This window comes from Gillisia limnaea DSM 15749 (genome assembly GCF_000243235.1).
GTDB lineage: Bacteria > Bacteroidota > Bacteroidia > Flavobacteriales > Flavobacteriaceae > Gillisia > Gillisia limnaea.
In genome coordinates this window covers 2831290-2852221 of record NZ_JH594606.1, presented here as the reverse complement: position 1 = coordinate 2852221, position 20932 = coordinate 2831290, and the positions used below count along the sequence as shown (strand labels likewise).

At 37.6% G+C, this 20932-nt stretch carries 21 protein-coding genes; 7 read left to right on the top strand and 14 right to left on the bottom strand.

The features are described 5' to 3' along the window. Window positions 1–105: 105 nt before the first annotated feature. The 5 genes from GILLI_RS14420 to GILLI_RS14400 all read right to left on the bottom strand — a co-directional run bounded on the left by GILLI_RS14420 (window position 106) and on the right by GILLI_RS14400 (window position 4401). The gene (locus GILLI_RS14420) at window positions 106–384 is read right to left on the bottom strand and encodes an ATP-dependent Clp protease adaptor ClpS (protein ID WP_006989853.1); all 279 of its coding nucleotides are present in this window, start codon (window positions 382–384) and stop codon (window positions 106–108) included. Between the two features lie 387 nt (window positions 385–771). Further along, window positions 772–1608, bottom strand: a complete 837-nt coding sequence (gene prmA, locus GILLI_RS14415; RefSeq protein ID WP_006989852.1) for a 50S ribosomal protein L11 methyltransferase — start codon at window positions 1606–1608, stop codon at window positions 772–774. After that, a complete protein-coding gene (gene tpiA, locus GILLI_RS14410; protein WP_006989851.1) occupies window positions 1608–2363 on the bottom strand; it encodes a triose-phosphate isomerase in 756 nt (251 codons plus the stop codon). The genes prmA and tpiA overlap by 1 nt, the downstream gene beginning before the upstream one ends. A 176-nt stretch (window positions 2364–2539) precedes the next feature. Continuing rightward, window positions 2540–3634 (bottom strand): BT_3928 family protein, encoded by a 1095-nt coding sequence (locus tag GILLI_RS14405; protein WP_006989850.1) that lies wholly within the window; start codon window positions 3632–3634, stop codon window positions 2540–2542. Between the two features lie 221 nt (window positions 3635–3855). Continuing rightward, the gene (locus GILLI_RS14400; protein ID WP_006989849.1) at window positions 3856–4401 is read right to left on the bottom strand and encodes a DUF1599 domain-containing protein; all 546 of its coding nucleotides are present in this window, start codon (window positions 4399–4401) and stop codon (window positions 3856–3858) included. A 101-nt stretch (window positions 4402–4502) separates the two neighbouring features. Here GILLI_RS14400 and folP point away from each other — a divergent pair, with 101 nt between their 5' ends. Both folP and cdaA read left to right on the top strand, forming a co-directional pair. After that, window positions 4503–5327, top strand: a complete 825-nt coding sequence (gene folP / locus GILLI_RS14395) for a dihydropteroate synthase (RefSeq protein ID WP_006989848.1) — start codon at window positions 4503–4505, stop codon at window positions 5325–5327. Between the two features lie 36 nt (window positions 5328–5363). Next, on the top strand, window positions 5364–6137 hold the full coding sequence (gene cdaA / locus GILLI_RS14390) for a diadenylate cyclase CdaA (RefSeq protein WP_006989847.1): 774 nt from the start codon (window positions 5364–5366) through the stop codon (window positions 6135–6137). On the opposite strand, the gene GILLI_RS14385 is transcribed toward cdaA, so the two are convergent. Next, window positions 6138–7904 (bottom strand): ABC transporter ATP-binding protein, encoded by a 1767-nt coding sequence (locus GILLI_RS14385; protein WP_006989846.1) that lies wholly within the window; start codon window positions 7902–7904, stop codon window positions 6138–6140. Continuing rightward, on the bottom strand, window positions 7905–8651 hold the full coding sequence (gene truA, locus GILLI_RS14380) for a tRNA pseudouridine(38-40) synthase TruA (RefSeq protein WP_006989845.1): 747 nt from the start codon (window positions 8649–8651) through the stop codon (window positions 7905–7907). Between the two features lie 245 nt (window positions 8652–8896). Here truA and GILLI_RS14375 point away from each other — a divergent pair, with 245 nt between their 5' ends. Continuing rightward, window positions 8897–9385 carry a metallophosphoesterase family protein gene (locus tag GILLI_RS14375; protein WP_006989844.1) on the top strand — a complete coding sequence of 163 codons (489 nt, stop codon included), beginning with the start codon at window positions 8897–8899 and terminating at the stop codon, window positions 9383–9385. A 138-nt stretch (window positions 9386–9523) separates the two neighbouring features. On the opposite strand, the gene GILLI_RS14370 is transcribed toward GILLI_RS14375, so the two are convergent. Then, window positions 9524–9934, bottom strand: a complete 411-nt coding sequence (locus GILLI_RS14370) for a DUF4293 domain-containing protein (protein WP_006989843.1) — start codon at window positions 9932–9934, stop codon at window positions 9524–9526. 197 nt (window positions 9935–10131) lie between these two features. Between GILLI_RS14370 and rho the strand changes: the two genes are divergently transcribed. Next, entirely contained in the window at window positions 10132–11889 is a 1758-nt protein-coding gene (gene rho / locus GILLI_RS14365; RefSeq protein WP_006989842.1) for a transcription termination factor Rho, read from the top strand. 195 nt (window positions 11890–12084) lie between these two features. Here rho and gldC read toward each other — a convergent pair whose 3' ends face one another. Then, on the bottom strand, window positions 12085–12423 hold the full coding sequence (gldC, locus tag GILLI_RS14360; RefSeq protein ID WP_006989841.1) for a gliding motility protein GldC: 339 nt from the start codon (window positions 12421–12423) through the stop codon (window positions 12085–12087). After that, complete coding sequence (gene gldB, locus GILLI_RS14355; protein ID WP_006989840.1) at window positions 12423–13382, bottom strand: gliding motility lipoprotein GldB; 960 nt, start codon at window positions 13380–13382, stop codon at window positions 12423–12425. Before gldB ends, gldC begins: the two co-directional genes overlap by 1 nt. 105 nt (window positions 13383–13487) lie before the next feature. Between gldB and nadE the strand changes: the two genes are divergently transcribed. Further along, window positions 13488–14279 (top strand): NAD(+) synthase, encoded by a 792-nt coding sequence (gene nadE / locus GILLI_RS14350; protein WP_006989839.1) that lies wholly within the window; start codon window positions 13488–13490, stop codon window positions 14277–14279. A 131-nt stretch (window positions 14280–14410) separates the two neighbouring features. Next, window positions 14411–15049: a response regulator gene (locus GILLI_RS14345; RefSeq protein ID WP_006989838.1), complete on the top strand. Its 639-nt coding sequence runs from the start codon at window positions 14411–14413 to the stop codon at window positions 15047–15049. Here GILLI_RS14345 and dnaG read toward each other — a convergent pair. From dnaG to GILLI_RS14325, 4 genes are all read right to left on the bottom strand, one after another. Further along, on the bottom strand, window positions 15042–17000 hold the full coding sequence (dnaG, locus tag GILLI_RS14340) for a DNA primase (protein ID WP_006989837.1): 1959 nt from the start codon (window positions 16998–17000) through the stop codon (window positions 15042–15044). The genes GILLI_RS14345 and dnaG overlap by 8 nt on opposite strands. Before the next feature lie 242 nt (window positions 17001–17242). Continuing rightward, window positions 17243–18298: a hypothetical protein gene (locus GILLI_RS14335; protein ID WP_006989836.1), complete on the bottom strand. Its 1056-nt coding sequence runs from the start codon at window positions 18296–18298 to the stop codon at window positions 17243–17245. A gap of 99 nt (window positions 18299–18397) precedes the next feature. Beyond that, window positions 18398–19165, bottom strand: coding sequence for a hypothetical protein (locus tag GILLI_RS14330; protein WP_006989835.1), 768 nt, complete (start codon window positions 19163–19165; stop codon window positions 18398–18400). Beyond that, window positions 19146–19715 (bottom strand): RNA polymerase sigma factor, encoded by a 570-nt coding sequence (locus GILLI_RS14325; RefSeq protein ID WP_006989834.1) that lies wholly within the window; start codon window positions 19713–19715, stop codon window positions 19146–19148. The genes GILLI_RS14330 and GILLI_RS14325 overlap by 20 nt, the downstream gene beginning before the upstream one ends. 289 nt (window positions 19716–20004) lie before the next feature. Between GILLI_RS14325 and GILLI_RS14320 the strand changes: the two genes are divergently transcribed. Next, on the top strand, window positions 20005–20904 hold the full coding sequence (locus GILLI_RS14320) for an alpha/beta hydrolase (protein WP_006989833.1): 900 nt from the start codon (window positions 20005–20007) through the stop codon (window positions 20902–20904). Window positions 20905–20932: the final 28 nt, after the last annotated feature.

The following is a 20932-nucleotide window of genomic DNA, read 5'->3' as shown; positions in this document are numbered from 1 at the left end:
GTGTCTCAATTTCTTGTACTTAATTCACTTTAAAACTACGATAATAATATGTTTTTGTAGGAAAAAATAATTTTAAATGTAGGAAAATAACATTCGTTTATCCTTTCATCCAATTATTTCTGCACTTAATCCCGCATCCAGCAACTTTGAACATCTGGGTTTCAAATCTGGGTATGCACCTGTTTTGACCGTACATTTCCCTTTGTAATGCACTAATAGTGAACATTGCTCGGCCTGCTCTGCAGTATGGTCACAGGCATAAATAAGAGTTTCAATAACATGATCAAAAGTATTGTGATCGTCGTTAAATAAAACTATCTCGTAATTCTTCTGTTTTTTGGTCTTGGTCTTAACCTCTTCCAATACTTCTTCCTTCGTGCTCATCTTCCTATATTTTATTGAAACTCATTTACAAAGATAAGAAAAGTTCTATATTTTTAGAATTTGGTTCACACTTCTAAATGATTTTTCCGGGATTATTTATGGATAAATTCCTGAACCCTTCCGTCTTAATCGGTAGAAAAATTCTAATTATAAAAAAATATACTTGTGCCGCTTAATCCACCCCGCCCGTCCCATTCGGGCGGGCTTCCCTTATAAGGGAAGAAACCCTTTGTTTTTCTTATTATTTTAAACAACCTTAATTTCAAAATTAAAAACCTTCTGGAGTCCACAAGGTATATCCCGAAATTTCGGAAGGAAAATACTTTTAAAACTCAGGGCAAGCCCGCCTGAATGAAATTCATTTCAGGCAGGCCTTAGCTTTTAACCCTAAGTGAGGGTGAAACTTACTGCTGCCCAATTCTCACGCTCCAGCTGTTCTTCAAGTTTTAATCTGTTTCGATTACATTCCTCCTCTATCGCTTTGATATCTTCGGTATAAAATCCGCTTAAAAAAAGTTTACCTCCGGGGTTTAAACTGGCTGCATAGGCATTTATGTCTTCCAGAAGTATATTCCGGTTGATATTGGCAATAATATGGTCATACTTTCTTCCTTCAAGCAATTCTGCACCTCCTTCATAAACAGAAATCAACTCGCAATTATTACGCTCTGCATTTTCAATAGCATTCTGGTAGCACCAGTTATCAATGTCTATGGCATCAATCTCCTTTGCTCCCTTCATTTCTGTTAAAATGGCAAGCACTCCGGTGCCGCACCCCATATCCAGTACAGATTTATCCTTCCAGTCATTTTTAAGAATAAATTGCACCATCATATGTGTAGTTGCATGATGCCCGGTTCCAAAGGACATTTTTGGCTCTATAATGATATCAAATTCTGTATCTGGTTGCTCGTGAAATGGAGCACGAATAGAACACACGTCGTCTACAATAAGCGGATCAAAATTCTTCTCCCACTCACTGTTCCAGTTAATTTGTTCAATTTCCAGCGACGTATAGGTAATCTCAAATTCTTCCGATTGTAAAATATGGATCCCTACAAGCATTTCCGGATCATATTCTTCTGAAGGGATATATGCCGTAACTCCATCTTCATCCTCCACAAAACTTTCAAAACCGGCATAGCCAAGTTCTGCTATAAGAATTTCTGAAGCGGGTTGCAACGGAGAAATCTTAAATTTAAATTCTATATAATTCAGCGGCATTATTCAAAGGAATTTACAATGGCAAGAAAGTCTATCGCATTGAGACTCGCACCACCAATCAAACCACCATCCACATCTTCATTCGCGAAGATCTCCCGGGCATTATCCGGCTTTACACTTCCACCGTATAAAATGGAAACCTCATCTGCAGTTGCCTGATCATAATTTTCAGCCACGATTTTACGAACATAAGCATGCACTTCCTGAGCTTGTTCCGGGGAAGCGGTTTCGCCGGTGCCTATTGCCCAAACAGGCTCATAGGCCAGGATCACGTTTTTCCACGCATCCTTTGGAAGGTGAAAAATGGCATTTTCCAACTGACTTTTAACCACGTCAAAATGTTTATTTGCTTTACGTTCCTTCAATTCTTCTCCGAAACAAAAAATAATCTCCATTTCATTTGCTATGGCTGCGGAAACTTTTTTGGATAGGATCTCATCGCTTTCATCAAATTGAGCTCTTCGTTCGCTATGGCCAAGAATCACGGTATTCACCCCAATACTCTTTAGCATTTTAGCGGAAACTTCTCCTGTAAATGCGCCTTTTTCAGCAAAATGCATGTTTTGAGCAGCAACTTTGACAGGGGTATCTTTCAAAGACTGAAATGCACTGTACAAACTTATAAATGAAGGTGCAACATAAACCTCGGCTGTAGGTTCTTTCACCATTTGCATTTTTAGATGGGCTATCAATTCATGAGTTTCAGACAGATCATTGTTCATTTTCCAGTTTCCTGCTACTATATTCTTTCTCATAATACTATTTTTAATTTTTATTAATAAGGCTGTTTTGTCCTAAGTTTTATTCTGAAATAAGAAAATCAAAATCACGAGATTTTCATAATTTTCAGTAATAAACAACCTTCTACAAATATATAGATTCGGGCAAACATACTTGACTATTCTACTATAAAAAACCTGTTACAAAAAATTTATAAATCTATCTCTGAAGAATCAAACCAATGAACTTTTTGGGTAATTGTCCCCTTCCTAAGGGTTAAAATACCGGGATTTGAGCGTACTATGGTTTTTAATACGGTCTCATCACTTTGATAGAATCCAAAATTTAAACTGAATTCTTTTATAATTGCTTCCTGTCTTTCTGTACTGGAAGAGGTAAGCCCTACTACCGTATATCCCTTTTTCAGGGCGCGTTCACTCAAACCTTTTATGGCATTAAAACCATCTTTTTCTGTACTTCTTAAGTTGTAGGCAACAATCAACAACAGTTTGTCACTTGATAGAATCTCTTTAGTAACATCTTCTCCATTCTTTTCAATAAAAAAATCGGAAATCGCCGGTTTATCTCCTTCGCTAATCAGTTTTGTGTCTACTCCAACATATTTTCCCGTTACCTGCGGATATTCCCCCTGATTCTTAATTAGTATTTCCTTTCCATTATCCTCAAACATCCAGGTATATTGATACGTAGCTTTTTCAGCATTTTCCGGCATTTCCATTTTTTCGAGGATATTGTTGCCCACTTTATAAACTCTAAAATCTATTAGTGGAAGATGCATTAACACATAATATGCAAAGATAAAACAGAGCATAAAAGAGAGAAATATGATCCATCTATGGGAAGCCGGAACAAAAATAGGCGTGATGTATTTCCTGTTAAAGAAAAGCACAAGGATCAAAAAAAGCAAAACCAAATCCTTATAAAAAGACTGCCACGGAGTTAAAGGCATGGCATCTCCAAAGCAACCACAGTCCTTCACTTTATCAAAATAAGCCGAATAAAAGGTGAGAAAAGTGAAGAAAAGAATCATCAATAACAAGCTCCACAATGTGAATTTGGGCAAATAGCCAATGATGAGCATAATCCCGAGTACCAGTTCGAATACCACCAGGATAATGGCGATCACCAATGCAAACGGAATTAGAAATTCTATACCCAGTACCCCTGCACTAAAGTATTCCTGAAGTTTGAAGGAAAACCCAATTGGGTCATTCAATTTTACAAAACCGGAGATTATAAATAATATCCCTACAAATATCCTGGCAATTCCTACAAATATTTTCATCGTTCGCTGCTAATTTAAGTGGGCTCCCAATACCGTTAGAAGCAATATTTTATATTAAATTATTTACTCTGAAACACGCTCTTGAGCTATGTACCAGTAAGAAAAATTCTAAATTTCGATTAGATCCCACCCGTACTTACCAGGCGAGTATTGAAACCCATTGATAAAATTCAAGTTAGCGAAAAAAACTGTTTTAAGCAGTTTTCTTCTGAAATCAATAACTATGCTGCAGCTTCTTCAATTAGGATAAGTGCGAAAATCGAATAATTGATCATATCCTGATAATTAGCGTCTATTCCTTCGCTTACCAGTGTTTCTCCTTTATTATCTTCAATTTGTTTAACCCGCAAAAGCTTCTGAATAATCAAATCTGTAAGAGAACTTACGCGCATATCCCGCCAGGCTTCCCCATAATCATGATTTTTATTCTCCATCAATACTTTGGTTTCAAATATTTTTTGATCATAAAGTTCGATCGCCTTTTGCGGATTTAGATCGGGTTGGTTCACAACGCCCAAATCCAATTGTATTAAAGCCATTACTGAGTAGTTGATGATCCCAATAAATTCCGGGATTTCATCTTCATCTACTTTCCGGGTTGCATTTTGCTGAAGGCCACGAATGCGCTGCGCCTTGATAAAAATTTGATCGGTTAAGGACGGAAGCCTCAATATTCGCCAGGCACTTCCGTAGTCTTTCATTTTATTTACAAATAGTTCCCGGCAGGTTTTCACTACGGAATCATATTGTTTTGAAGTATCCTTCATAAAAACATTCTAATTTGCGTAAATTTCGGTCAAATTATTTAGATAGTCAAAGTTAATTTTTTCGGCTGAAAAAGTCGGGTATAAACTCAATTCACAAAAGAATGACCATAACCTGCAAAGGCAACCTTATAGATTTCGAGACTCCAAAAGTGATGGGAATCCTAAACGTAACCCCGGATTCCTTCTATGAAGACAGTCGGGATACCTCTCCCGATGCTTTGTTAAAAAAAGCTGAAGTGATGCTTGATGAAGGTGCTACTTTCCTGGATGTTGGCGGCTACAGCAGCCGGCCGGGAGCAACAGATATTAGTCCGGATGAAGAACTGAAACGCGTTCTCCCGGCACTAGAAATTCTGCTGAAAAATTTCCCAAAAGCTTTAATTTCGGTAGATACTTTTAGAAGCATGGTTGCCGAAAGAAGTATTGAGGCCGGTGCAGTCATGGTAAATGATATTTCAGCAGGAAACCTGGATTTGGAAATGATGCAGGTTATTGCCAGGCATCAGGTACCTTATATCATGATGCATATGCGCGGAACTCCCCAAACTATGAAAGATCTCAATAGCTATGGGGATGTAACCCAGGAAGTGCTTTTTTATTTTTCAGAAAGAATTAAAGCTGCCAGAGCCCTTGGAATTAACGATCTTATTATTGATCCCGGCTTTGGATTTTCAAAAAATACAGCTCAGAATTTCGAACTGCTCTCTCATCTTGAAATGTTTGAAATACTGGAATTACCACTATTGGCAGGACTTTCCAGGAAGTCTACTATTTACAAAACCCTTAATTGCACACCTAACGATGCATTGAATGGAACAACAGTTCTAAATACCTTTGCACTCACCAAAGGCGCCGATATACTAAGGGTTCATGACGTTAAGGAGGCGATGGAAACCGTGAAATTAACCGCACAACTCAAAAACTAACCGTATATTTTCTACTTTTACACAAAGCCTTAAAATTTGGATTTTCTAAACCTTCGCATTCTTGATATAGTAGATATAGTGTTTTTGGCTATACTCCTGTTTTATATTTATAAACTGGTAAAAGGTACCGTAGCCGTCAATATTTTTGTGGGTATTGTCATTGTATGGCTTTTCTGGAAGCTTACGCAGCTATTACAAATGGAATTGCTTTCCAGTGTTTTTGGGGAGTTTATTGGAGCCGGGATCTTTGCCCTAATTGTGGTTTTTCAACAGGAGATAAGAAAATTCCTTCTAATGATAGGATCTACTAATTTTACACAGCGCAGGAAATTCCTGAGACAATTTAGGTTTGTAAAAGATGACACCCAAATAAGCACCAATATTAACGCTATTGTAAATGCCTGTGATGCTATGAGTCGCACATTTACGGGAGCCCTTATCGTAATACAGAAATCTACCAGCCTGGATTTTGTAAAGAACACGGGAGACAAGATGAATATTGAACTCAATCAGCCAATAATTGAATCCATATTTTATAAAAATTCCCCGCTTCATGATGGTGCGATTATCATTGAGGACAATAAGATCACTGCTACCAGGGTGATCCTGCCTGTTTCAAACGACAGGACAATTCCGCTTAGGTTTGGACTCCGGCATCGTGCTGCTGTTGGTATTACTGAAAAAACAGATGCTATTGCCCTTGTTGTTAGCGAAGAAACCGGACAAATCTCCTATTTAAAGGATGGAGAGTTAGTGATCTTTGAAGATGATGTAGATTTGATCAATAAATTAAGGGATGATCTTACTTGATCAAACTGATTCTTCAGCCATAAACTGAACCTCGTAAAGATTCTTGTAAAAACCGCCTTTCACTTTCAGCAATTCCTTGTGTGTCCCCATTTCTACGATTTTTCCTGCATCCATCACCATAATCTTATTGGCTTTTTTGATAGTTGCAAGGCGGTGGGCAATTACAATTGAAGTTCTGCCTTCGGTTATCTTATCGGTAGCATCTTGTATAAGTTGTTCACTGTAAGAATCTACAGAGGATGTTGCTTCGTCCAAAATAAGAATGCTGGGATTGCTCACATACGCCCGTAAAAAGGATATTAACTGGCGCTGCCCGGAAGAAAGCATCACTCCGCGTTCCTTCACATTGTAATGATATCCGTTTGGTAAAGAAACGATGAACTCGTGGATCCCTATTTCTTTGGCTGCGCGTATTACGTCATCTTCGGTAACATTTGGGTTATGAAGGGTAATATTATTTAAAATGGTATCGGCAAAAAGAAATACATTTTGTAAAACCACTGCGATCTCTGCCCGAAGTGTTTTCAGGGTAATATCCCTAATATCCATTCCATCTACCAGGATCTTTCCGCTGTTAATTTCATAAAAACGGTTGAGTAAATTGATCACGGTGGTTTTTCCGGCACCCGTAGAACCCACGATCGCTATAGTTTCTCCTGCATTTGCTTTGAAAGAAACCCCCTTTAAAACTTCTTCAGCTTCTTCATATCCAAAGCGAACATCCTGAAATTCTATCGCTCCGTTTAAATTATCAATTTCAAGTTTCCCTTCATCTTTAATGGATGATTCTGTATCCAGAATGGCAAAAACACGGTTTGCAGCAACCATTCCCATTTGAAGGGTATTAAATTTATCGGCAATTTGACGCAGCGGACGAAATAACATCTGGGCAAGTTCAATAAACATGATGATGATACCCAGGCTTAACGCATCATTATCTACCACTCTTAAACCACCATACCAAACAATTAAACCTATGGTAATGGAGGTGGACATCTCTGCAATCGGGAAAAATATGGAGTTATACCAAACAGTTTTTACCCAGCCCTTTTTGTGTTTTTGATTGATCTCTTTAAAATTCTCATATTCTACCTTTTCCCTCGTGAATAACTGGACGATCTTCATTCCTGTTATTCGTTCCTGGACGAAGGTATTCAAATTGGCAACCTGGTTTCTCACATCCTCAAAAGCTATTTTCATTTTCTTCTGAAAAACCCTTGTGGCATAAAGAATAAAAGGAAGAACAAGAAGGACCAGCAAAGTAAGCTGCCAGCTATTATAGAACATGAAAACTAAAACAACCAGCATTTTTAGAAGATCACTAGCAATTACAAACAAACCTTCGCTGAAAATACTCGCTATGGTCTCTATATCGCTCACTGCACGCGTTACCAATCTTCCTACAGCCGATTTATCAAAATACTTCATTTTAAACCGAAGCATATGCTCAAATAAATTTACCCGTAAATCCCTTATTACCTCTTGCCCTAACCAGTTGGCAAAATAGATGAACAAAAATTGAAATATCACTTCAAGCAGTAATGCTATCAACATTAAACTTATATAATAAACCAGGTTTTCATTATCCTGCGGAAGAATCGAGTCATCTATGGTAATTTGAAGCAAATAGGGCCTTAAAACCGCAAAAACCGATAATAATATCGCGGAAACGGCCACAAAATAAAAGGTCCATTTATATGGGTTTGTATACCTAAGCAATCTTTTAAAAAGATTTACATCAAAAGCTTTTCCTGTTCCTGTCGCCATTTATTTTTCTACAATAGTTTTTGGATATTCAATTCCTGTTAAAAACAAGGCCTTTGCCGGCACCGAAGTTCCTGCATTTTGCCTGTCCCTGCTTTTTATAATTTCCTCCAGTTGCTCTACCTGAATTTTACCGAGTCCAATCTCTAGCAAAGTTCCCACTATAGCCCGAACCATATTGCGAAGAAACCTGTCTGCTGTAATTTTAAAAACCAACTTATTTTCCTGTTTTTCCCAAATCGCCGATTTTATATCACAATTATAGGTTTTCACATCGGTTTTAGATTTTGAAAAACATTTAAAATCGGTGTGTTTTTTTAAACTAAAAGCTGCCAGATTCATTTTATCCAGATCCAGTTCATTTTTTACCAGATGTGCTGTTTCATAAAAAAAAGGATCTTTTTGCTGAATGATGTGGTATTCATAACTTCTGCTTATCGCATCGAAACGGGCATGCGCTTCCGGGTGAACTTCAAATAAATTATATACAACTATATCTGAAGCTAAAAGTGAATTCAGTCTAAAGATAAGCTGTTGGAGGTCTGGTAAAATTTCCGCATCAAAATGAGCGAAATATTGAGTTGCATGAACTCCAGCATCAGTCCTTCCAGCTCCCACAACCGAAATTGGAACCTGCAATAAGGTAAAAAGTGCGGTTTCCAGAGTTCCCTGTACCGAAACTGCATCAGGCTGATTTTGCCAACCATGATATGCACTTCCATTATACGCCAGTTCTATAAAATATCTCAATCTAAATTGATACTTTTACGTGATTTTGTGCAAAGATACGGGAAAAAGAGAAGAGACAAGTGAGAAGAAAGGGATGATTTGATGATTGGAAAATTTGATGATTTCTTTTGAATTCGATTTTTTACTCCCGGAAAATTGGTCAACTTCATTTATTCGGTTAAACTCAAACTTTAAAATCTTTGAACTTTAACCCCACTTCTCTTAATTTTGAATTTTTCGAATCTTGAACCCTGAATTTTAATTAAATGAAAAAGATATTGTTGCTGAGCGACACCCACAGTCATATTGATGATAGAATCTTGCATTACATCGCCGAAGCCGATGAAGTTTGGCATGCAGGTGATATAGGCAATCCAGAAGTAACCGATAAGATTAAGGAACTGAAACCACTTCGGGCGGTTTTTGGTAACATTGACGACCATGAAATAAGAAAGGAATTTCCGCTAAATCAAAGGTTTTTATGTGAAGGTGTTGATGTCTGGATCACACATATAGGAGGTTATCCAGGCAAATACTCTCCTGCCATTAGAGAAGAAATTCAAAAAAATCCTCCAAAATTATTTATATGCGGTCATTCCCATATACTTAAAGTAATGCCAGATAAGAAACTTGATCTTCTCCACATGAATCCTGGAGCGGCAGGAAAATATGGATTTCATAAAAAAAGGACGATGCTTCGGTTTAATATAGACGAAGGGAATATTATGGACCTGGTAGTGATTGAACTGGAATAGAATGCTTCCTCCCATCAGCTAAGTATAGGGAGTGGAGTTATTCCGGATAATTAACAGGTAGTAAAAGCTTAAAAACAAAAAACCCGAAGCTTTCACTTCGGGTTTTTCTCGCACTAATAACACTAAGATAAATTAGGTTTATCGAAATCGGTCCACAGATTTTACGAGATCTTCATCCTTTTTAATGGCCTTATTGGCCAGCACTAAAAAAACGATAGAAAGAACAGGAATAAACATCCCAATACCCTTCTCTGAGATTTCCATCTCTCCAGGTACAGTTAGTGTCCAATACACGAAAACTCCTAGCAAAAAAAAGTTTAACAGTATATTAAGTCGCCCCAACACAAATTGAAGCTTTCTGTTTTTAAATAAAAATATTGTTGCCAAAGATAAAACGGCCGATCCTAAAAACATGCCAAGCACCAGAATTACATCCTGCACAAACACCGGTTCTCCCGCCTCATTACTCCACAAAGAAACGAAAAAAATCAAAATTCCGCTTATGAGTGCGGCAAAAAATAAATAGATACTTTGAATACGTTGAATCATGCTAAATTCTCAAGATTTGGCACAAAAATAAGTGTTTCTTTTTAGAAACCATATCCCAAGATTTAAAATAAAGTTGTATTATTGCATCAACGTTCTGTAACCGGTTCAAATTAGGTTACTTATAACCCCAAATTTTTTTTCGAATCTTCCTCGAGAAGTTTACAATAAAACCATCACAATCTTATTCTTAATAATACATGTTTGAAATTTCAGAATTAAAAGCTAAGAAGCTGCCTGAGCTTCAAGATATAGCTAAGTCTTTAAACGTTCCCAAATACCGGACTCAGAAAAAACTGGATTTGGTTTATCAAATTTTAGACTATCAGGCAGCGAACCCTGCAAAAGTTAAAGAGGTTTTAAGCGATGAAAAAGCTCCTTCTGCTCCTAAGGAAACTGAGGATACCGCCGGGAAGTCTAAAGTTGGATCGGAAAGCAGTCCAAAAAGGAAGCCTAATCCACGTCAGAATCAGCCGAAATCGGAAAATAAAAGCACTCCAGAGAGTGATCCAAAAAAGAATCAGCCTGTGAAAAGCACAGATAAAAAACCTCACGAAAGATCTTCAGATCGTTCAAAGGGAACTACTAGAAAACCTCAGCCTTCAAGAAAAGAAGACTCCAAAGAACCTGCCTCAAAAAAAGAGGTTGAACCCAGGGACAGCGGGAATTCTTCCAGAGATAATGGAAACTCTATCAGAGATTCGGGAAATTCTTCACGGGACAACCAAAAAAATCCTCGTGATAACAGGAAAGAGCCAAGAAGCAGCAATAAAGGTGATAGCACCAGTAAAAACAACGGAAACCGTGATAACCGAAATAGGTATCGCGAACCGGATTATGAATTTGATGCCCTTATAGAAAGTGAAGGAGTTTTGGATATCATGCAGGATAACTACGGGTTTTTAAGATCTTCAGATTATAATTACCTGTCTTCTCCAGATGATATATATGTTTCCCAATCGCAAATAAGGCTGTTTGGTTTAAAAACAGGTGATACTGTTTTAGGCCAAATTCGTCCACCTAAAGAGGGAGAAAAATACTTTCCCCTTATCAAGGTTATCAAAATAAATGGATTAGATCCTCAGGTAGTTCGGGACAGGATTTCCTTTGAACATTTAACTCCGCTTTTTCCCAAGGAAAAATTCAAGCTTGCCGAAAGACAAAGCACAATTTCCACAAGGATTATGGACTTGTTCTCTCCAATTGGAAAAGGACAACGTGGGATGATCGTTTCCCAGCCTAAAACAGGGAAAACAATGTTGCTTAAAGATATTGCAAACGCAATTGCAGCAAACCATCCAGAGGTATACCAAATCATTCTATTGATCGATGAACGTCCTGAAGAGGTTACGGATATGCAGCGAAATGTAAAAGGAGAAGTTGTTGCTTCCACTTTTGACCGCGAAGCACACGAACACGTAAGAGTGGCTAATATCGTACTGGAAAAAGCCAAAAGAATGGTGGAATGCGGACATGACGTCGTAATCTTACTGGATTCCATAACACGTCTTGCCAGAGCTTACAACACCGTACAACCTGCCAGTGGTAAAGTACTTAGTGGTGGTGTAGATGCTAACGCCCTGCACAAACCAAAACGTTTCTTTGGAGCTGCCAGAAATATTGAAAATGGAGGATCCTTATCAATTATTGCTACTGCCTTAACCGATACAGGTTCTAAAATGGATGAAGTGATCTTTGAAGAATTTAAAGGAACAGGGAACATGGAACTTCAATTGGATAGAAAAATTGCCAATAGAAGGATTTTCCCTGCAATTGACCTTACTTCTTCCAGCACACGTCGTGACGATCTCTTGCTTGATGAAAACACCTTACAGCGAATGTGGGTGATGAGAAAATACCTTGCCGATATGAATCCTGTAGAAGCGATGGAATTTATCAATGAAAGGTTTAAACAAACCAAGAACAACGAAGAGTTCCTGATCTCTATGAACGGATAAAATACACGTTATTTTTAATACAAGATCCGGTTATCGAAAGATAGCCGGATCTTTTTTTTAAGACCTGCCAACGGCAATTTTAGAATGTTTAAAATGCAGGAAAGGTTTGAAAAGTGGATTATTTTGATAGTCTGGCGTCCTTATTCATTCGCATATTAGTGACCAGGGTTAATCCGAAAAGATCTCTATATATACCTACTCCTTCTTCAGTTCCATTTTCTCTGCGAAATAATCGCAGAAATCTTTCATGGTTGCAGTCATTTTTTCATCCTGGGTTGCACGGTTAAAAGTCTCACTCATCGCAACCAATGTTTGATGGAAAAATTTTTTCATCTCATCCACAGGCATGTCCTTGGTCCACAAATCTATGCGCAAGGTTTCCTGCTGTTTTGCATCCCATACGGAAAGCATCATAGCTTTTGCTTCTTCCTTATAAATATCGCCATCTTCAGCGCTCCAGTATAGTTCTTCGGGCACCCTGTTTTCATCCAGTATGACTTCTATATTGATCTCAGATTTTTTAAATTCTGCCATTATTTCTTTGGTTTATATTTTGCTTTATTAAAAATTGTTTCAGCATCTGTAGCCAGCATTTCCTGAAGACTCACCTCGTATTCATCCATATATGCCCGCACTATTTCCCAGCCAATAAACTGTCCCAACATTGCCGGAGCTTCGTTATCGAGTTCCAGGTAAAATTTGGAAAAAGGCGCAGGGTATAGAAATCTGGAATATAATTGGGTGTCGGAATCAAAAATTATTTGGCGCTCTACAAAATACCGCCATATTTGTGCTTCGTTTTTTTTTGCCCATTCCAATTCTTCCCCGGTGTATCCAATTTTCTGATGATTGGGAGTTTCCGGGAGCCAACGGTCTTTTAAATATAGGATCTTTCCATAATAGATCATATTTGCAAGGAAGGTTTTTGCTTCGGGCTGGGGCACCTCTTCTTTGGCAAATTCGGTCGCTACATCCTGAATTATCTGATTTCTTTCAAAATTCTTCTTTAAATATTCCTGGATTCCAAGGTAAAATTTATGGTCCTTACCAAGATAGGTATCCAAAGCGATAAAAAGATATTCCGGAGTTAAAAGAACCTTGTTTTTATAATCCACTTCAGAGGTAATAGTCAACACCGTAGGAGCTTCAAAGGAAGGGTAATAGTATTTTATATGCTGAAAAAGTGAATGAAGCTGTTCTTCCTCCTCAGAAAAATCAGAATAAATTCCTGAAACTTCCGTGTTTATTTCCTGCTGAATAGTATCGTTTATCTTTTCAATCCAAACGCTGTCAGGAAATCTCTCAGGAAAAAGAAAAGGATACTCTGCTTTAAGCTGCGGAAGTTCTTCCGGAGTAATGTTTGAAAATTTTTCATCAAAACGCTCTACTTTAAAATCAACAGAGATTTTTTCAATTTCCTCACTTATTCCGGATTGATCCTGGCAAGACCACATAGCAAGAATTCCCGTAAGCAACAGAATTTTTTTAATCATATATAATTTTTGTCGGGCCTTTAGGACTACCGGTTTTTATTAATTGGGGATTCATGCTATTTTTGTGTGCAAAGATATTATTTACAAACTTAAACACCCAAAATTATGCAAACGGAAAAAGTGGTCGATCACATCGTAAATTGGCTAAAAGACTATGCCACATCCGCGAACATTAAAGGTTTTGTGCTTGGAGTAAGCGGCGGTGTCGACTCTGCCCTTGTTTCAGCTTTGTGTGCCCGTACCGGTTTGCGTACCTTATGTTTGGAACTTCCCATTCACCAACATATAAACCAGGTTGACAGGGCCAAAAAACACATCACTTTTTTAGAAAATCATTTTGCAAATGTAAGCAGCCTGGAAGTAAATCTTACTCCTGTGTTCGAAGAATTTAAAAAAGCAGTTCCCCTTGTTCAGGAAAGTGAATTTTTAAACCTGACCCTTGCCAATACCCGCGCACGTCTAAGAATGACTACATTATATTATTTTGCAGGTTTACACAGCTATCTTGTTGCGGGAACCGGAAATAAAATAGAAGATTTTGGTGTAGGATTTTTCACCAAATACGGAGATGGCGGGGTGGACCTGAGTCCGATTGCAGACCTATTAAAAAGTGAGGTGTTTGAGCTAGCCCATTTCCTAAATATCAATAAGGAAATTCTGGAGGCAGAACCTACCGATGGTTTGTTTGAAGACAGCCTAACCGATGAAGATCAAATAGGTGCAAGCTATGCCGAACTTGAATGGGCGATGAAAATGGAGGAAAAAGGCAAAAAACTTTCCGATTTTGAAGGCCGTGAGTTTGAAGTCTATAAAATTTATACCAGATTAAATTCCATCAATCAGCATAAAATGAAACCCATTCCTGTTTGCGAAATACCCGTTCATCTGAGAAATTAAACCTTTTATCGAATAAAATTCATTACGAGGTTAATTCATAAAATAATGGATTATTTTAGTTTAACAAATTACTAACCAACTAAAATACATCCACCCTACTGCCGTGAATTTTAGTGAAAATAGCTTTCTCTATGAGCACAGTTTTAATCGCAGATCATCATCCAATCACGTGGGAGGGAATTACTTCTTTGCTCAGCAAAAATGAGCAATTAGAGGTAGTTGGTCATGTTACCAGTGGAAATGAACTTTTTAAGTTCCTTAAAAATCAAATTCCGGATGTGCTGGTAATGGAAATTGACTTACCACAAATCAACGGAATTACAGCCTTAAGAAACATCAAAAACCTTTTTCCAGGGACAAAAATGCTTGTATTTAGTTGCCACCCCGAAGAAATGTACGCGCTAAGCGCCATAAAAGCTGGAGCTTCCGGTTATATCTCCAAAACGGTATCCATAGAAAATTTACAAATGGCCATTACACAGGTCGCACGTGGAGGTATTTATTTGAACCGAAATATTACAGAAAGAATCAATTCCGGTATCTCAAATAACAATAGCCTTATTTCAAAATTCAAAAAGCTTTCTACCCGGGAAGCGGAAGTTCTTAATTTGATCTCCAATGGGAAACGCAACAAAGATATTGCGGAAGCCCTGGACATAAACGAAAAAACAGTAAGCACCTATAAAACACGTTTGTTGAAAAAACTTAAAGTGGATAATATTGCCGATCTAATCCATCAAACAAGATTGCTGCAGCTTAGAACTACATAACCCTGTTCAATCTATTCGATAAAATTCGTTTCAGGGACTGATAATCCATGATATCTTCAAGTCTTTTTCGTGGATCTTCCTCCTCAGAATCGTTGATTTTTTTCGAAAGTTCGTCTATCTTTTGTGTAATAAGGAATCTCCGTAATGCCAGAATCGTTTCATTTACCAACCTGGCGACAGACTTATCTTTGGTTTTAACCATAATTTCCATACGCTCCCAATCGTGAAGCACATACTGCTCCTCTTCCATTAAAATAGTGGTAACCAGTGAAGATAATTCGGGCTCAATTTCATTCATAATCACATCAAGCTCTAAATTTCCTTTCTCATTTAATTTTGCAACCAACAAAAGATAGAGTTTTCTAAAATCGTCATTGGCAAAGGCTATTTCATCCTCCTGAAGGTCCAGATATATCTTTTCAAAAACTTTGGCTTTCTGGATCTCGGGTTCCAGAACCAGGTCTCCATTCTTGTTTTCTTTCCACACCATATCTTCAAATTCCTCTTCTACTGTCCCGTAGAGCAGGAGTAAACTAATGATCTTGCGTTCAAGTTCAAACAATTCATCCACCTTCACTTTGGTGGTTTCGGTATCGCGAACCACTTCAAGTGGCTTTGTAGTCTGGGATTGTTTAGAAACCGGTTTACCTGCCTTTGCAAGAATTTGCGATAAAGTGGAAAAAAGTACACTTTCAGAAATATCCATAATCCTGGAACATTCCTGTATATAAACTTCCTGCTGGATCTGGTTTGGGATCTTTGAAATACTGGAAACCATATCCTGGATAAGATTTGCCCTTTTTACCGGATCGTTCTTTGCATCTTCATATAATAATGAAGCCTTGAATTCTATAAAATCCTTGGCATTTTCATTTAAATAATTCTGTAAATCAGCCTGGGAATTCTTTCGTGCAAAACTGTCAGGATCTTCTCCATCCGGAAAAACACACACTTTTACATTCATTCCCTGCTCCAGGATAAGATCTATTCCACGTATGGAAGCCCGGATTCCCGCAGCATCCCCATCATAAAGCACAGTGATATTTGTAGTTAACCTATTGATTAACCGTATTTGTTCTGAAGTAAGCGAAGTCCCAGATGAGGACACAACGTTTTCAATTCCGTTTTGATGTAGCTGGATCACATCGGTATAACCTTCTACCAAATAACAATTATCCTCTTTGGCAATAGCCTGTTTGGCGTAATAAATTCCGTATAAAACCTTGCTTTTATGGTAGAGCTCACTTTCCGGGGAATTCAGGTATTTAGCGGCTTTTTTATCATTGGTAAGAATCCTTCCGCCAAAACCTAAAACCCTTCCGGACATGGAATGTATAGGGAACATCACTCTTCCCTTAAACCGGTCAAATTGCTTTTCACCTTTTACGATGCTAAGGCCTGTTTTTTCAAGATACTCAAGCTTATAACCTTTCCGAATCGCTTCTGAAGTAAACGCATCCCATTCATCCAGGCAATATCCCAGCTGGAATTTCTTGATGGTTTCGTCGGTAAACCCGCGTTCTTTAAAATAACTAAGTCCGATAGCTTTCCCCTGTTCAGATTTTAAAAGGATATTTTGAAAATATTGATTTGCGAATTCTGAAACCAGGTACATACTTTCCCGTTCATCTGCCTGTTGTTTTTGCTCATCAGATTGTTCGGTTTCTTCAATTTCAATATTATATTTTTTTGCCAGGTATTTAATGGCCTCAGGATAGGTGAAATGTTCGTGCTCCATTAAAAATGCCACAACATTCCCGCCTTTTCCGCTGGAGAAGTCTTTCCAAATCTGTTTCACGGGGGACACCATAAAACTGGGACTTCGCTCATCTGTAAAAGGACTTAATCCCTTAAAATTGCTCCCCGATTTTTTTAGTTGAACAAAATCGCCCAAAACCTCCTCGACCCTGGCGGTTTCAAATACTTGGTCTATTGTGTTTTTTGAAATCAAATTTTAGTGGAAATAAGGAATATAAGATTCATCAAATGTACGCATGAATCAATAAAAAAAGAGAACAATTTTCAAATAAATGAAAACCATCCTCTTTCAACATCTTAGCAGAATGTTATTTAAATTATATCAAAACCCAAGCCGTTTTCTCAAAACACACACCTCAAGATATTGATTTACAAAAGTTTAACATAGCTATAGATTTTAAAATTCTTGGAATCAACGTTCATGGAACTCCATAATTAATCCACATCAAACCGCAAACCTACCGAAATATTATTGAGCTCCGCATTCGGGTCTTTGAAGATGGGGTTTAAATCGTACTTTACATAAAGGGCGGTTCCACCCAGACTTAAATACCCACTCAAACCATAAATAAAATCATTGGTATTATAATCACCTTTAAATTTTTCCTTTACTTTATCACCACCTTCTTTATACTTAAGTTTTTGCCGTTCCCCAATATTAAATCCGGCGTATCCACCCAATCCAATTTTAAACATTCCATTGGTGGAATACCTGAAATATTTTTCGGTTTCTGTTTTCTTTGAGGGACCAAATTCAAAATGCACAGGAAATACCAGGTTATCCATTCTAAACTTGGATTTGTCCAGGTCTATTGGAAATTCCTCCAGGACTGTAAGCTCATCCTTTTCAACAAAATAACGATTGTTTGTAGGTTTTAGCCCATTAAACTGAAAGGAGACTCCATATTTTAACCGGAGGAAATTAGAATTATCAAAAACCCGCGTCTTCCAGGCCCATCCAATCTCAAAAAAACGACTGCCCCCTATTTTAAAATCTGAATCATCGATAGGATTCTCATTAGATATTGCATTATTTAAACCAAAAGCAAGCACAAGATCACTGGAGGTCCTTCTGTCATAAGGAACTTTCTTATCCTTACTCATGTTTATATGAACTACTTTTCCTTCATCAAACAATGACAAACTATTTATATGATCTTTATTGCGATCCTCAAGTGCCATTTCATTTTCAAGGATTGCAATTCTGTTTTCAATATTTAAGGCATGTTTTTTTGCGGCATCTTCTTTCATTTGCTTTGCCTGTTCTGGAGTGATCATTTCTTTTTCCAGTCTATAATTAATACCTTCCAGAGTGCGTTTTAACGATTCTTTTTCTTTAGTAATTATTTTTTCACGCTGATTTTGAAAGAATTCCTTATCTGTGTTCACAGAGTCCTTTTGAGCAAGAGAAATTGAATCGTTTTGAGCGTTGGCAATCTGAAGCATTAAGCCCATAAGAAGTATGCTAAAATAAATGGTACAAGTTTTCATGATGATTGGTTTTAGATCTTTTTCCCGCCTTCCCAATACGGAAAGGCAGAAGAAAAGAATTTGATTGATGAATGAATTTATTTAGTGATGAAATTGTTTTTAGTTATTACGGTTTGCCACAGCGGTTCGTGCTTTTATAAAGCCATCCTTAACCACCTCAAAAACCTTTTCCCGGAAAGATGCCTCCAGCTCCATTTCCACATCCCAAAGCAAGTCATTGGCAGTTATTTTTTCTGAAAAGGCCTTTTGTGTACGACTCTTGTTTAATTGAGAACTGGCTTCAGCCAACAAGGCATCTACTTCAGCATTTGTAACTTCCCCGGATTTGTTTTCTTCATAAGAAAGTTCAGCAACACCCTCTTCCAGGACCGAACTTCCTGTATCCACTTCGGGCGCTTCCTTAGATGCGAAAACAAGGTCCTCTTTTATTACATTTTTCTTTTTTTCTGCTGAAGCCAATGATGTTCCGGATACTTTGTTTGTAGTAAAACCTGAATTTTGCACCGCCGTATTTTTTCCTTCCGAATTCTTTGCTGCTTTTTCTGAAATCGCTGCTTTTTCTGTTTCTTCAGAAGCGATCAGGGTTTCTTCCGTTGGTTTATTGTAAGGATCTTTTAAAATTTCTTCTGAAGGTTTATCTACTAAATTATTTGATTCTGCAACCGGATCATTTATAAACGCCAGACTTAAAATAAAAATCCCTCCAACTATTGATGCTGCAATTCCAACCCACCAGAAAATAGGATTTCTTCTCTTTTCTTCAGAATCCAACCGCACACTGAGTTCTTCCCAACTTTTGGATTTTGGTTCTATCTCCCGCTCATTCAGTTTTTCCCTGAATTTCTTTTCAAATTTTAACTGTCCCATAATCTGATGTGCTTTGAGTTTTTAATTTTTCCTGTAACATTTTCCTCGCCTTAAACAACTGAGATTTTGAGGTTCCTTCTGTAATATTCAGCATTTTTGAAATTTCCTGATGTTTATAACCTTCAATAGCATACATCACAAAAACCACTTTGTAGCCTTCCGGCAAGGCATCGATCAATTGCTGAATATGTTCTACTTCTATTTCAGAGTGAATATTATTGAAGCTATGAGACTCCGTCTCTTTGATCTCTTCAGGAAATTCAATATCCTTTTTACTACGCAGGAAGGAAATAGCTTCCCTAATCATTATTTTTCGTATCCAACCTTCAAAACTTCCATCATTATTAAAGTTGGAAATATGCTTAAAAACCTTAAAAAATCCGTTCAGCATAACTTCTTCGGCGTGATGCAAATCTTTAACGTACATCCTGCAAACGCTCAGCATTTTCCCTGAATATTTTTTGTACAACTCCTGCTGTGCATCGCGGTTATTTTTTGCGGCACCGGCAATAAGCTTGGTTTCGTTCTTAAAAAGGTGAATTACTTTCACAGGTTTATATTAAAGCCTTCTATTTATATAGACGCATGAAATTTACAAAAGGTTGCCTGAAGGATGAATTATTTTTATCTAAAAAAAATAAAATGAAGAATACAACAACATTTGAGGGTCAAATAATCTAATTTACAGGAATAATGATAAGAGGAAAGTTTCCAGTCCGGTGAAAAAAAAGTATCTTAATCTTCCTAAATAAATGAAAGATCTATAAGAAAAATTCCCTCATACAGGGAACTAATTATATAGATGTTACATATTTCCGCTAAAACAATACTATATTCCAATGAAACAAATTATTCTTCTTTTATTTTTTAGTTGGACCCTTCCGTTTCAGGCCCAGGAACGGTTTATTGATGCTGTTTTTGATGTAGAAAAAACAATTACTAAAACCTATATTACCAAAGATGGCGAAAATTTAAAACTGGATATTTACCAGCCAGAAAATGATACTTTGTCCTCCCGCCCGGTAATTATTTTTATGCACGGAGGAGGTTTTTCAGGAGGCACAAGAACGAATGAAGCGGAAGTGAAATTTGCAGAAACTGCTGCGAAAAAAGGTTATGTCGCCGTACAAATCTCCTATCGCTTAACCAGAAAAGGTCAGTCTTTTGGTTGCGATTATAGTGCCTTGGGAAAAATAAAAACCTTTAAACTGGCAGCCGAAGATTTCATGGATGCTGTAAATTTTATGATTCAAAATAAAGAGGAATATCGCATAAATCCAGACAAAGTAATAGTAGGCGGCAGCAGCGCCGGTGCCGAAGCGGTTTTAAATGCAGTTTATAACGAACGCCTTATGTTTGAAGATCTTTCAAACTACGAAAATTTTAAATTCGCAGGAGTTTTCTCCCTGGCGGGTGCAATCGTTGATGCGCGGTATATAACTGAGGAAAATGCTGTGCCGGGAGTTTTCTTCCACGGCACAGAAGATAACCTGGTGCCTTACGGAACCGGACCACATCACTGGTGCGACCGGGACAAACCAGGGTATATTATCCTGGACGGTTCCCACAGCATTGTGGAACGATTAAGGCAATTAGACTCATCTTACCTACTTTACAGTTTTGAAGGCGGAAAACACGAACATTCAGGGATGCCCTTTGATTATTTGCCTGAAGTTTTCAACTTCTTTAATTCGGTGTTTTTAAATGGCGAAAAACGGCAAATTGAAGTTTGGAAGTAAACCTAAGAAAAATTCCTACAAGGGAATT

Excerpts from the sequence above, each read along its gene's own strand:
- GILLI_RS14420 (WP_006989853.1), bottom strand. The coding sequence starts at position 384 with ATGAGCACGAAGGAAGAAGTATTGGAAGAGGTTAAGACCAAGACCAAA.
- prmA (WP_006989852.1), bottom strand. The coding sequence starts at position 1,608 with ATGCCGCTGAATTATATAGAATTTAAATTTAAGATTTCTCCGTTGCAA.
- tpiA (WP_006989851.1), bottom strand. The coding sequence starts at position 2,363 with ATGAGAAAGAATATAGTAGCAGGAAACTGGAAAATGAACAATGATCTG.
- GILLI_RS14405 (WP_006989850.1), bottom strand. The coding sequence starts at position 3,634 with ATGAAAATATTTGTAGGAATTGCCAGGATATTTGTAGGGATATTATTT.
- GILLI_RS14400 (WP_006989849.1), bottom strand. The coding sequence starts at position 4,401 with ATGAAGGATACTTCAAAACAATATGATTCCGTAGTGAAAACCTGCCGG.
- folP (WP_006989848.1), top strand. The coding sequence starts at position 4,503 with ATGACCATAACCTGCAAAGGCAACCTTATAGATTTCGAGACTCCAAAA.
- GILLI_RS14385 (WP_006989846.1), bottom strand. The coding sequence starts at position 7,904 with ATGGCGACAGGAACAGGAAAAGCTTTTGATGTAAATCTTTTTAAAAGA.
- GILLI_RS14375 (WP_006989844.1), top strand. The coding sequence starts at position 8,897 with ATGAAAAAGATATTGTTGCTGAGCGACACCCACAGTCATATTGATGAT.
- GILLI_RS14370 (WP_006989843.1), bottom strand. The coding sequence starts at position 9,934 with ATGATTCAACGTATTCAAAGTATCTATTTATTTTTTGCCGCACTCATA.
- rho (WP_006989842.1), top strand. The coding sequence starts at position 10,132 with ATGTTTGAAATTTCAGAATTAAAAGCTAAGAAGCTGCCTGAGCTTCAA.
- gldC (WP_006989841.1), bottom strand. The coding sequence starts at position 12,423 with ATGGCAGAATTTAAAAAATCTGAGATCAATATAGAAGTCATACTGGAT.
- gldB (WP_006989840.1), bottom strand. The coding sequence starts at position 13,382 with ATGATTAAAAAAATTCTGTTGCTTACGGGAATTCTTGCTATGTGGTCT.
- nadE (WP_006989839.1), top strand. The coding sequence starts at position 13,488 with ATGCAAACGGAAAAAGTGGTCGATCACATCGTAAATTGGCTAAAAGAC.
- GILLI_RS14345 (WP_006989838.1), top strand. The coding sequence starts at position 14,411 with ATGAGCACAGTTTTAATCGCAGATCATCATCCAATCACGTGGGAGGGA.
- GILLI_RS14335 (WP_006989836.1), bottom strand. The coding sequence starts at position 18,298 with ATGAAAACTTGTACCATTTATTTTAGCATACTTCTTATGGGCTTAATG.
- GILLI_RS14330 (WP_006989835.1), bottom strand. The coding sequence starts at position 19,165 with ATGGGACAGTTAAAATTTGAAAAGAAATTCAGGGAAAAACTGAATGAG.
- GILLI_RS14320 (WP_006989833.1), top strand. The coding sequence starts at position 20,005 with ATGAAACAAATTATTCTTCTTTTATTTTTTAGTTGGACCCTTCCGTTT.